Here is an 11,976-nt window from a genome sequence, read left to right on the forward strand (position 1 = left end):
TTACGTATTAAAACAGATTAGCCGATTTCCTGTAAAACAAGAAACCGGCTATCTGCTTTTTATAGGGTTGTTGTCTTTTAATAGTAACAGTTACTAGTTTGGATTACTTTGTTTCTTCTGTGTGATAGGCTTAATTTCATCAGCAAACTCTATATTTGCCAAGTTTACTTTGGATGGAATAAATGTTCTTGTTTTATTTTGAAAACCTTGGAACGTATGTTTCATAGGTCTCATCATACTTGAATTACGTGTTGCTAATAATCCCAAAACTGTTCCTAATCCTAGTAAAGAAGCCCAAATCCATTCTTTATTATTCTTCTTTTTATTTCCTAATAACTCAAACATTTGTTGGGTTATTTTTTTAGAATTGAATAATGAAATCAAAAAGTTAAGAATATTCATTTTTGTCCCCCTGTAAAAAAATCGTAAAAAGAAACACTAGGTTCAATTTCACATAATTTATGATGCGATATTTTATAGAAATTTATGATGCCAACTTATACTAATAATTCTTGATTTTTAAATCGGAACCTCCTAATATTACCTAAGTGTTTTTTACTGAAATGTGCAAAATAGTTTTATAAAAAATTCAAAAAGGAGATGAAAAGTTATGTATTATTAGATTGGAACTTTATGACTTCTTTTTTAATAATCTGTTATGTAATGTCGAAAGGGTGAGTAACGCAAGAATCGACCCTACTAAGGCAAGTGACATATCCCATTGTGCATCCCATATATCGCCTTGCATACCTAAAAAGTCTTTTGCCCCTTTTCCTCCCTTTGCTATTTTAAAAGTTAACCATTCGATGATTTCGTATAATGCAGCAATAGCAAGCGAAATACTTATACTAATCGTAACTAACCAAGGACCTTCGGTTAGTTGAGTTTTCCGTAATAATATTTCTCTTATCACAATTGTAAAAAAACCTTTTATCAAATGTCCAAATCGATCGTAGTGATTCCGATTTAAATCAAAAGCATCTTTTATCCAATTAAAAAGTGGAACCTTTGAGTATGTGTAATGACCACCGATGAACATTATAATGGCTAGTATTGCAATTATGATATAAGAGAGAGTGGAAAAGCGAAACTTATTGTATATTGCAATTATAATGATTAGACCGAGAACGGCAGGAATAGCTTCCGCTGCCCATGTCGAGTATCTTGCAGGCTTAATAACGGACCATATAAAAACTGTGGTAAAAATTAATAATAAAAATAGATGAATCATTTTACTTTTGTCTCTTATCACTTTTTTCACTCCTATTGAAAGACTTTCTACTTAAAGTATTTGAAAAATCGTAGTTTCGTATACAGAGTATTTAGAACTGTTTGCCTTAGTTTACACTTAAGAACAGCTTTTTTAATAAGGAAAGTGATCTTGCCTAGTAGATATTCACAAAGAAAATAGCTATATTCACAGCATGATTCGCGTACCTAAACTTAACTATTATTTTTAAATAAGAATAACATTTACAGCCTGCGTAAACTGCTCTAAAAGGTGTAGCTCTATATCAATGTCAAGTTAAGAATGCGAAGAGAATATAGGGAAGTGTGCTTTCTATAAATTTTTGTGTCTAAACTAAAAATGTACATAACCAGTAGGAGGAGCATTATCACGTTAAACATGTTCGATTTGCAACTATATATTATTTATCTATTTATACCGAGTAGAATAATAAGAAAGGACATGCACACTACATATTTCTTTTTTGTGAGGGCATTATATTTATATAAACATTTCAAAAACAAAGGAGAGCGTCTGCATGAATTACAAAATGTTTAGGGCTATCAATCGTCTAGCTGGTCGTAATTCAACCATAGATACATTTATGATATTTATTTCACAAAAGACTCGATTCCTGTACATTTTTTTATTAGCCTTAATGTGGTTTAGAAACAATTCTTACAAAAAAATTATTTTATTTGCAGGGGTATCAGTAGTATTTTCATTATGTATAAACCGTTTTATCCAGTTCTTTTATTTTAAACCTCGTCCGTTTGTTATACACCGTGTGCGTTTACTTATTCCATCAAAGAATAATTCTTCATTTCCTAGTAAACATACCGCCGTAGCATTTGCCTTAGCAACCTCTGTCTTACTTCGTGAACGTTTATTTGGATCGATCATGTGGTTTTTAGCAATTTTGACAGGGTTCTCACGTATCTGGCTAGGGCATCATTATCCATTTGATATCATAGGAAGTGCCTTTATGGGAATCTTAACCAGTATAGTTATTGGCAATACTTCATATTTATTTAATTCTTTTGTTACCTGGATTATAAATGTATATAGAAAAATATTTTTTGTAGATTTGAAACATTTCTGACGATATCTTTGATAAATCTCAGTACATAATCTTTCACATTTTTTTACTAAAGTAACTTTTTCTTGAGATATATTTTGGAATAAACTACAGAAATGTAGCCAATCCCTTAATTATTAAAACTTGCTCCCTGTTTACTTATTATTAAGTAATAAGAATACTTAAGTGGTTTGAAGTAAATATTATGACTGTTACAAATCAAAAGGAGGTCATTATAATGAACAAACAAAGAGCACAAGAGATTGCCGCTTCACCAGTCATGGCTAATGTAACGTATAATGGAATTCCAATTTATATTCAAAATGTGGCTGAAAATAATGAAACAGCTAGAATATATCCTCTTAATGAACCTAATAATGAACAAGAAATCCCTTTATCCAACTTAATAGAACATTAATGGTTTATATGTTACCTCAATAAATAATTACTCAAACATACAAGCACCACTTACAGTGGTGTTTGTATGTTTGAGTAATCTTATTTTCTATTTTCTTCTAGCTAATTAGGTTAATAAGGATAAAAAATATTTTTGATTGGTGGTTACAATCCACTTTAATAAAGCAAAAAACTACTAAATTATGGTAGAGATTACTAAATAAATGACTTATTTAAATTAGTGATAACAATGTACCTCCAACGGCACCAGAAAAATGTAAAAACATGCATTGCTGATTTAAAGGATAGGGTTTCTGTATTAGAACCTGAAGAACCTCAATATAAAGGGTTTTAAGTAGACTGGAGGAAATTACTATGTCTTACCTACCCGAATGGGCACTTGTCATTCTCCGCTCTATATTCATATTAATTGTTTTATTTACTATCACAAAATGTTTAGGAAAAAGGCAAATCTCTCAACTTTCCTTTTTCGAGTACGTAGCTGGAATGACAATTGGTGGTATCGCCGCTCAAGTATCTACGGGGTTAAACCAAAAAATTTTCCATGGCGTCTTTGCCATACTTATTTTCGCTTCGGTACCTTTTTTCGTAGGAATTCTTTCCTTAAAAAACAAAGCCGCGAGAGATTTCTTTGAAGGTAAGTCTATAGTTTTAATAAAGGATGGAAAAATACTTGAGGATAATTTAAAGAAAGAAAAGTATACCAGTGATGAATTACTTGAACTTCTCAGAGGAAACGGAGCTTTTAGTATATCCGAAGTAGAATTTGCTGTCTTAGAACCAAGCGGAGAATTAAATGTATTATTAAAGAAAGAATCTCAACCACTAACAGCAAAAGATATTGGCTTGAAAGTGCCAAATAAAAAGGAAACACAAACTGTTATTATGGATGGCAATGTACTAGATGAACCTCTTTCAGCAAGCGGGCATAACCGCGCTTGGTTGCATTCCGAACTAGAAAAGCTCGGTGTTGTTATTGAAAATGTCTTTCTCGGTCAAGTGGATTCATACGGACAACTTACTATCGACATTTATAATGACAAACTACAAATGCCTTCTCCTCAAAACAAACCTTTATTATTAGCATCTTTAAAAAAATGTCATGCTGATCTTGAACTATTTTCCTTAGAAACAAAGTCAAAATCAGCAAGCGAAATGTATAGTAAAAATGCACAACAAATTGAAGCTATTTTAAACAAGGTAACCTACCTTCTAAAGGAATAAAAAAGGACGTTCTCACAAGCGTCCTTTTTGGACTGGTGATTTTTGAGTGATAGTCTTACATAAATTAATGATATGTTATAATTTTTCGGATATACAAAAAATATTGAAATTGGCACACAGATTAAGGTAACACTGAAGAATTAGAACAATACTTGGATATTAAATTAACGCCTCTGTTAGTTGAAAAAGGCTATTTACTGGAAATTAAGTTTAAACGCCAATTATTACATCTCATGAAGCTACCAGGAGGGTATTCGCATCCTAGATACAACTGCATTTCAACTTCCAGATCCTTTTTCATTCGTTTATCCAGGTGCAGGAGGATGCAGTCATACAGCGGGAATAAAGATTCAGCTTGAGTATGATTTATTAAGTGGACAGTTCCTTCATATTCATACAGGTCCAGGTAAACAACATGATCGAACCTATGGTTCCCTGTGTGTCCCAACTGTGACAGCGAATGATTTATGTATCCGTGATTTAGGTTATTTTCACTTGAAAGATCTTCAACATATACAAGATAAAAAGGCTTACTATATCTCTCGTATTAAATCAAATACACGTATGTATCAAAAAAATCCCAACCCTGATTATTTTCAAGATGGCCGAATCAAGGAAGGTACAGAGTATATCCAGATAGATATGGAGGTTGTAATGAACTCTCTTCAACCAGGACAAACTCCTTCTTCTTTTCCAAGCTATACAGAAAGACACCCAAGAGCTATCAAAGATTCTAATTCGTCTGTTCAACCTCCTACAGCAAAACGGGCGAAAATCTCATAGGTATGAGAAGAAAACAGTCTTTGATATATTAGGTGTCGTTTACAATTGTACTGTGTCTGATAATCAAGCGGCTTAATTCAAAAAAGGAAACCCATCAGGGTTTATTTTGTATGCAAATCTTTAAAGCATCTACATATAGACTTTCGAAAAAAGAAACAATCTCGCTTATATATTGAAGTTACATAAGCTTAGCTTGATAGCGATGTGGTTCTACCCCTTATAAATGTTACAAAAATCTTTCAAATAGCTCTAACTTGCACAATGCTTCCCGTTAATATAATACGCTGATTCTGTGAAAACCGTAAATACAACCTCTACTTCTGGAAGTCCAAAATTCATTACATATGTAGTAATGGCCTTGGCAAATCGATTACGAATTTCCTGTCCACGCTCGAACCATTTCACTTCAATAAGAGGAAACGCTTTTATTTCTTCTCCATTGAATACAAACGTAGAACTTGGTAGTTCTAAGGTAAAATTATCCGTACCACACTCACAAATCTCTGCAAGCTCTTCTACTAATGGCTTGCTTATGCTTTTTAATTGTTCAGTAGTAATTCCACGAAACACAACATGCGGCATATGAATCCCTCCGTTAGATAGCTTTATATTTGCTCACATCATAACACAATTTATTTTGCTGCACTAACATCTATTGGTACATTTCAATGACATTCTTAAGAATAATCATATGTTATTGAAGCAATACATGTATTGTAACTATTTAAAACATATGAGAGCTTGGTAATTGGGTAAATAAAAAAGCCTTATCATTCTCCCTGTAAGGAGGTATGAGGGGAGGCCTCTATTAGGAAAGGGATGGTGCGCTTATATATTTTAAAAAGAAAAGACACCCTAAGGTGCCTTCCTCCGACTTGATAACCACTTTAATTTTAATAACATTGGATTCCCATCCGAATACTATTTTACCACGTTAAGTAATGTTGGTCATTGAGAAAGTCGAATACGTAGCGTTCATATTGTAAAATGACAATAACGTTATTTAATTTTAATATCTAAAACACGTATAACCCCGTTCTGACTTTAAGAAGGGGTTAAAATAAAGTCTTTTAATTTTTGATGTGAAATACTTTACTACACTTAAAAATGCAACAATAAAGTTGTTTAAATCTAAGTGTTATTGTACAAACGTGCTCTATTCTAAAATAGTCCTTTACTATTACCTCGTGAAACCCTTTTCACTTTTCTTGTTCTTTTCGTCTCCAGAGTAGTAGCAGAATTTCGAACAATTGAGGTAAGCATCACATAACTCGAGACAGCTGCAACTGCATATCTGCATAAATAATCGCTATCCTCCACAGTGCAACTTACCAAGCCTCGGTGAACTGTGAAGTTACGTTTTTCTAGTCGAACCCAGAACCTCTAAATAATGCTGATTGTACATAATCCCTAAGATGTTCCCAAAGGGATCGACCACGGAAGCAGTAATAAAACCCTCGCCACGCTCTGTGGGTGCCTCGTATTCTTTCGCTCCCATAGACAGCAGATTTTTGAAAGTTTCTGTTACATTATCGACGTGCCAGTACACTACAGCACCGGCCGGTCCGGTCGCTGGACCATCGGGCGCATAGCGGCTATCAATCAGCCCCAGCTCATGCTGGTAATCACCAAGACGAAACTCGGTATATCCTGGACGTTCGAAGTAAGGTTCGATGCCCAACAGTTCGGCGTACCACTTCTTTGCCGCTGCTAGATCATCCGTCCAAAAACTGACTGTGGTTAATCCTCGTAATGTCTGTGTGTCACTCATAATCGATTTCCTCCTTAATGTTGAGTAGTACGTCCCGATGCTATACTAAATAACAGCTTCTGAATTAACTTCGATTTACTTATGAATATCCCTTTCTATTATTCAAGAAACTGTCCCTTTAACCGAATAAAATGACTGACATTTTTAAACACCTTTATTGTAAATGTAACAATTTTATTTGTAATTAAACAATTGTATTATTACTTAACACATATATAGTGACCCTTAGGAGTATGCAAGATTTAATACAGTTTTTTGTTGATTCAACAACAAAAAAGAACCCTAAAACCGTGCCAGGATAGGAATGTATAAAAAAATGCATAGGTCGATAGAACTAAGAAAGGAGGTTCCCTTTAAAATACAGAACATATCACTTTACCCCTATGTAATCTTCTACAGAATCCTACTCTAATAGTTCAATAAAGTAATGCTATAATGTCCATTTATAGGTACATTTCATTAAGTAGAAAATAATAAATCTATTGAGGTTTAATAATTTTGATACTCATAATTTGACATGCATAAAACCAAAATTTACATGTTATATTATTAGGCACACCAATATAAATAATACCATTTTTTCATTCCGTAAATAATGTTGATAAAAAAGGTGAAAGGATTTTTAAAGATAAAAATAGAAATCTATATAAAAAAATATTTAAATGGTAGGGATATTATGAAAATCGGTAAGTTTGGAGAAGTAAATAACATAAGTATTGATACGATTAGACATTATATGGATCTCAGTCTCATTATTCCTGAAAAAAAGGGAGGACACTATTTTTTTGATGAGTATTGTCAAACAGATTTAGAACTTATTTTACATTACAAAGATCTAGGATTTAGCTTGAATGAAATTAAAGGACTATTTTTTTATAAAAATTTAGCGAAATCTATGAATTACGAAAAAGATACTTTTTACCAATCATTATTTAAACTGAAATATGACAAGATGGAACAGGAAATAGAAATTTTGGAGAAGAAACGGGATAAATTAAAGAGAGTGTTACATGATTTATCATTAACAAATGAAACTTCTAATTCAATTATAGGGGTAGATTTAAGTGTATTACATTTACTTACATGTTCTAAGTGTAATGAAAAACTAATTCTTCAAGATGGAATTATTAATAACAATCAAATTACAGAGGGGAAGTTAATTTGTAATTGTGGTAAAGAATACAATATTACTTCAGGAATTATAACTGCTGATAAATTATTCAAAGCAAATGAGCAAACGTCACTTGAAGATACTATTTCGGATTATATTTATGAAACTGATAATGCATATTTGGAAAATATGCATAGAGAAGGTGAATGGGCGAAAAAGAAACTAATAGAATTAGATTTAAATAACAAATTAATACTGGATATAGGTTCGGGACTTGGATTCTTTTTGAGAAACATTTATGAAGAACTACCAGAAGATTGCCTATACATTGCAGTGGATCGAGATTTCAATAAACTTATATTTTTAAAAGATGTAATAGCGAGAAGAAATCCGAGAAGAAATATTCTCTTTATCTGTGCGGATTTTTTGAACATCCCTATTCAAAATCGGTCTGTTGATATTGTAATTGATCACTCTGGTACAAGCAATTATAGTTTTGAGCATGAGAATTTTTTACTTCACGAATTAAATCCGCTTTTTAAAACGGATTGTTATTTATTAAGTTTATTTATTTTATTTAAAAATTTCAGCTCAAATAGCCAAATTACAAATAACTTTCGGGCAAATTTTACAATTTCAAAAGTAACGAAAGAAATACAAAATCTACAGTTTCAATCGATTGATGAAAGTACTTCAGATTATTTGAAACGAGGCGGAAAGTACGAGAATTTCTTTGTTCAAGGAGAAGAAATTTATACATATTCATTTTTCGGAAAAAGATGGGGTTAACCCCATCTTTTATTTATTTTCCCTTAAAACTATTCAAATAGTACATATTGCGATTGGGTTGACCCAAGAACTTACAATGTACGTAACACAAATTAGGCAGGGGGAAAAGTTATGGCAAGTTTACGATTACATATAGAAAATAAAAAAAGCAACCAAGAACGAAGAAATATTTGTTTATATTCAATTGCAAAAACAGTATCAATATCCGGTAGCTCTATTTATAGTTTCGCATTAGGATTATATGTTTTACAAATAACTGGATCTGCTTTAAATTTCGCGATTACGCTTATTTTAGGAACGATTCCTATGATTGTTATGAATCCATTTGCAGGTGTAATTGCTGATAAGATTGATAAAAAGAAACTCGTCGTTTGTATGGATGTACTAAGCGGATGCTTATTAATAACGGTTTATATATTAAACAGCTATTATGGGTTAAACTTATTAATCATTTATACTACTACCTTTCTTATGACAGTATTTACAACATTTTTTGGAATAGGATTAGAGGCTGCAAAACCAAATATCGTCTCTAAAGAGAGACTAATGAGTCTTAACTCTATAAGTAAAATTATCGACTCTATATCTTTAATTCTAGGGCCTATGTTAGGGGGCTTTGTTTTTGCAGTCTTTGATATGAAAACTTTTATAATGATTAACGGTATTTCATTTATCCTTTCTGCTATATCCATATTGTTTATAAACTTTAAGTTGTGCGAGCAATACATAAATGAGGAATGTTCAATTAGAGAAATTAATTTTATTAAAGATATAAAGGAGGGATACACTTACTTAATGGAGCGGGAAAGCTTAAAAAATACGTTTAGTATTTTAATTTCACTTAATTTTTTCCTAGGATTTGCTGTAACTGTTCCATTGCCATACATTATTAATACAGTTCTCAATCTTAGTTCTAAACAATTTGGTATGATTCAAGGGACTTTTCCGATAGGTATGATAGTTGGTGCAATATTAGTAAAAAAGATAACTGATCGTTTTTCTTATTCCTATCTATTGAAAAAAATAAGTTTTATGCTGGCAATTTTTATGATAGTTTCAGGTGTCCCTGTTCTATTTAAAAGTATTGAAGTGAATAATATTGTATTTGTTAATATGTATTGCGCTATTATGTTCTTTTTAGGACTAATGATAGCATTAATGGATATCCCTTTAATTTATTTTATGCAAAAAGAGATTCCAGATGAATATAGGGGAAGGGTGCTTAGTATTGGATTAAGTATAGGTAAAATGATGCAGCCGATAGCACTCGCATTATCAGGTCTATTATTAAATTATATTCCAGCCTACACGCTTCCAATTGGAGGAGGGATCGTATTTCTTATTTTGAATAAGGCTTACTCAAATAAGTTGAATTTAGAAATCCATTCAAAAGGTTATAGTGTTGAAGGTAATTAAATAATATCGAAATAGCGCAGGATCATTATCCTGCGCTTAGCTATCGTAATTCTGCTGTTTTTCTAATAACAATCTTATCAATATCATTTTCTTCATCACCAATAAATAACCCGCGCTCTTTTAAATACGCCTCAAAATATAAATCTGCTTCTGCACGTTCATCATACGGTTTTACAGATAGAACGAAACCTAATTTGTTTTGTTCCTCTAAATGAGAAGTGGAGATATAGGCTGGAACATTATGACGTAAAAAGAGTTCTTTAACTGGAATAATCATATCTTTCATTAATTTTGTTAACATACCCATTTCAAATTCGAAATTAAAACGATCTATACTACATAAATCGGCGAATACTACACCGATAAAACCAGTATTAAATACTTCTTGATATTCTACGTCTTCGTCATGATTACCGTAAAAATTCTTTTCGATTAAATAATTTACAAAATAAGCAACACCGTCACTTTGTTCAAATGGTTTCGTTGAAAGAACAAAGCCGATTTTCTTTTGTTTATGTAAATACACACATGACATATATGCTGAAATATTATGTTCTTTAAATAGAGAACTTGTTGCCCCAGAGAGAGCATCTAGTACGTGATGAACAATTTGAAGTTTTTTACGGGCGAAATAATAGGATTTCTTTTGTAACTCCAATGTATCAATAAAGACAGAGCCGATAAAGCCTGTATTTGAAATAATAGGTGTTTGCTTTTTTCTTCCTCTGCGCTTTGCTTGAGCCATTGTAAAAATCATCCCTTCATGTACAATTAAAATTAAAAGAACGTTTGTTCGTATATTTATATTTTACTATTAAAACGCTCTAAAGTAAAGGGTTTTTGACGAAAAAACAATAAAAAAGACACCTGTAAAAGGTGCCTTAAACACTGTAGGGAAGAGGGTTCATCCCAATTATTTATATTATGATACAGAAACAATCTCTTCTGTATCTTCTACATCTAAATGACAGTCCATTGTACGAACATCTTGATCTTCATGACTTCCGAAATAAATAGTAATTTTCATATGTATCGCTCCTTTATTCTAGGAATACCTAAAATAATTACTAGTAATGTTAATATTTATTATATACCACTTTTTTCATTCCGACAACGTTATATCATTTTTTATTCTTTTAGGGTGCAAAGAGTGATTTAAAGAAATATTTTTATAGAAATAGGTACATTTCTTATATCTTATATTTAATACGGGAGGATTCGAATACGAATTTTTATGAAAGGAGCAAAATGAATGAATTATAAAAAGTTGCTTTTACATTAATTATTATAATCTTAAACTATAATGGTGTAATGATTACTGAACCAATACAAGTACCCACCAGTAAGAAAATGATAGTTCGTCATCCAGATGGTAACATCTTTGTATACATAGAACTGAAATTGAAATGAAATATGATAAAGAAATTAAAAAGAATCCAATAAACATATTGGATTCTTTTTGTTAGTTTAATGAACCAAACGTGAAAGAATATGATATTGAGTGTTATTTTTCATAAGATTAGTTAGAAAGTAACGAAAATGTAATGAATTTTAACTACGCTTTTTATATTTTTTTGATACACTGACTACGAGAGGAATACCGATTAATGTCGGCAAAAACCAAAACCATATAGGCGGTAGTAAATTAATAATAGGAATATGAATACCGATGTTTACTAATAGTGCGGTAACAGCACCAATATAAGAGCCTAACATACCTCTAATATGGTGATGGAGCCAATTTTTCCAACGCTTTTTTCTTGCAAGGTAACCATAAATCGCAAATGCATAAGATAAAATTGCAACATAAAATAAATATGCAATTTTATCCCAGTTTATAATGGATAATATAATTGCAGTAATGGTGATGACAACGTAGGATGCATGATATATTTCGCCCCATTCCGTATGTTTTCCTTTCTTCTTTTGAGTAACCATTGCTACAATACCGGTGATTAAGCATATTGTTCCAAATAATATGTGAATGGTTAAAAGAATGTTAAAAATGCTCATAATAATTCCTCCTTTTTTATTTTTATAGTATTGCAATGTAGGAGAAAAGTTGAAACATATTGTTTATTCACCTTAATATATTGAAGTAAAGGTACTCCTAGAACGAGTTTAAACGGACAAATTTTTAGTGAGTCAAGTATTACGTG

The 11,976-nt window shown here is 31.6% G+C and carries 11 protein-coding genes and 1 pseudogene; 6 read left to right on the forward strand and 6 right to left on the reverse strand.

Features of this window, described 5'->3' with window-relative positions; genetic code table 11:
• Positions 1 to 93: 93 nt before the first annotated feature.
• Positions 94 to 402, reverse strand: coding sequence for a hypothetical protein (locus V7S50_RS14520; protein WP_242253457.1), 309 nt, complete (start codon positions 400 to 402; stop codon positions 94 to 96).
• A gap of 229 nt (positions 403 to 631) precedes the next feature.
• Positions 632 to 1,252, reverse strand: coding sequence for a DUF2238 domain-containing protein (locus V7S50_RS14525; protein ID WP_336376444.1), 621 nt, complete (start codon positions 1,250 to 1,252; stop codon positions 632 to 634).
• A gap of 514 nt (positions 1,253 to 1,766) precedes the next feature.
• Between V7S50_RS14525 and V7S50_RS14530 the strand changes: the two genes are divergently transcribed.
• From V7S50_RS14530 to V7S50_RS14545, 4 genes and pseudogenes are all read left to right on the forward strand, one after another.
• Complete coding sequence (locus tag V7S50_RS14530; RefSeq protein WP_242253460.1) at positions 1,767 to 2,330, forward strand: undecaprenyl-diphosphatase; 564 nt, start codon at positions 1,767 to 1,769, stop codon at positions 2,328 to 2,330.
• 214 nt (positions 2,331 to 2,544) lie between these two features.
• On the forward strand, positions 2,545 to 2,724 hold the full coding sequence (locus V7S50_RS14535; RefSeq protein WP_242253462.1) for a small acid-soluble spore protein H: 180 nt from the start codon (positions 2,545 to 2,547) through the stop codon (positions 2,722 to 2,724).
• 353 nt (positions 2,725 to 3,077) lie between these two features.
• The gene (locus V7S50_RS14540) at positions 3,078 to 3,947 is read left to right on the forward strand and encodes a DUF421 domain-containing protein (RefSeq protein WP_242253463.1); all 870 of its coding nucleotides are present in this window, start codon (positions 3,078 to 3,080) and stop codon (positions 3,945 to 3,947) included.
• A 252-nt stretch (positions 3,948 to 4,199) separates the two neighbouring features.
• Positions 4,200 to 4,806: pseudogene (locus V7S50_RS14545) on the forward strand (IS4 family transposase); the annotation flags it as partial.
• Between the two features lie 173 nt (positions 4,807 to 4,979).
• Here V7S50_RS14545 and V7S50_RS14550 read toward each other — a convergent pair.
• Complete coding sequence (locus V7S50_RS14550; protein WP_242253465.1) at positions 4,980 to 5,312, reverse strand: DUF1904 family protein; 333 nt, start codon at positions 5,310 to 5,312, stop codon at positions 4,980 to 4,982.
• A gap of 772 nt (positions 5,313 to 6,084) precedes the next feature.
• Positions 6,085 to 6,501: a VOC family protein gene (locus V7S50_RS14555; RefSeq protein ID WP_242253466.1), complete on the reverse strand. Its 417-nt coding sequence runs from the start codon at positions 6,499 to 6,501 to the stop codon at positions 6,085 to 6,087.
• A 676-nt stretch (positions 6,502 to 7,177) separates the two neighbouring features.
• On the opposite strand from V7S50_RS14555, the gene V7S50_RS14560 reads away from it, so the two are divergent.
• Both V7S50_RS14560 and V7S50_RS14565 read left to right on the forward strand, forming a co-directional pair.
• A complete protein-coding gene (locus tag V7S50_RS14560) occupies positions 7,178 to 8,401 on the forward strand; it encodes a methyltransferase domain-containing protein (protein ID WP_242253468.1) in 1,224 nt (407 codons plus the stop codon).
• Between the two features lie 111 nt (positions 8,402 to 8,512).
• Entirely contained in the window at positions 8,513 to 9,817 is a 1,305-nt protein-coding gene (locus V7S50_RS14565; RefSeq protein WP_242253470.1) for an MFS transporter, read from the forward strand.
• Between the two features lie 40 nt (positions 9,818 to 9,857).
• Here V7S50_RS14565 and V7S50_RS14570 read toward each other — a convergent pair whose 3' ends face one another.
• Complete coding sequence (locus tag V7S50_RS14570) at positions 9,858 to 10,574, reverse strand: hypothetical protein (protein ID WP_242253472.1); 717 nt, start codon at positions 10,572 to 10,574, stop codon at positions 9,858 to 9,860.
• A gap of 794 nt (positions 10,575 to 11,368) precedes the next feature.
• A complete protein-coding gene (locus V7S50_RS14575; RefSeq protein WP_063223482.1) occupies positions 11,369 to 11,830 on the reverse strand; it encodes a DUF2306 domain-containing protein in 462 nt (153 codons plus the stop codon).
• Positions 11,831 to 11,976: the final 146 nt, after the last annotated feature.

The organism is Bacillus sp. CCNWLW194, from assembly GCF_037120585.1.
Classification (GTDB): domain Bacteria; phylum Bacillota; class Bacilli; order Bacillales; family Bacillaceae_G; genus Bacillus_A; species Bacillus_A basilensis.

What these genes read in the sequence shown, in the direction of transcription:
- V7S50_RS14520 (WP_242253457.1), bottom strand. Translation starts at nt 402, where the DNA reads ATGAATATTCTTAACTTTTTGATTTCATTATTCAATTCTAAAAAAATA.
- V7S50_RS14530 (WP_242253460.1), top strand. Translation starts at nt 1,767, where the DNA reads ATGAATTACAAAATGTTTAGGGCTATCAATCGTCTAGCTGGTCGTAAT.
- V7S50_RS14535 (WP_242253462.1), top strand. Translation starts at nt 2,545, where the DNA reads ATGAACAAACAAAGAGCACAAGAGATTGCCGCTTCACCAGTCATGGCT.
- V7S50_RS14540 (WP_242253463.1), top strand. Translation starts at nt 3,078, where the DNA reads ATGTCTTACCTACCCGAATGGGCACTTGTCATTCTCCGCTCTATATTC.
- V7S50_RS14550 (WP_242253465.1), bottom strand. Translation starts at nt 5,312, where the DNA reads ATGCCGCATGTTGTGTTTCGTGGAATTACTACTGAACAATTAAAAAGC.
- V7S50_RS14555 (WP_242253466.1), bottom strand. Translation starts at nt 6,501, where the DNA reads ATGAGTGACACACAGACATTACGAGGATTAACCACAGTCAGTTTTTGG.
- V7S50_RS14560 (WP_242253468.1), top strand. Translation starts at nt 7,178, where the DNA reads ATGAAAATCGGTAAGTTTGGAGAAGTAAATAACATAAGTATTGATACG.
- V7S50_RS14565 (WP_242253470.1), top strand. Translation starts at nt 8,513, where the DNA reads ATGGCAAGTTTACGATTACATATAGAAAATAAAAAAAGCAACCAAGAA.
- V7S50_RS14570 (WP_242253472.1), bottom strand. Translation starts at nt 10,574, where the DNA reads ATGATTTTTACAATGGCTCAAGCAAAGCGCAGAGGAAGAAAAAAGCAA.
- V7S50_RS14575 (WP_063223482.1), bottom strand. Translation starts at nt 11,830, where the DNA reads ATGAGCATTTTTAACATTCTTTTAACCATTCACATATTATTTGGAACA.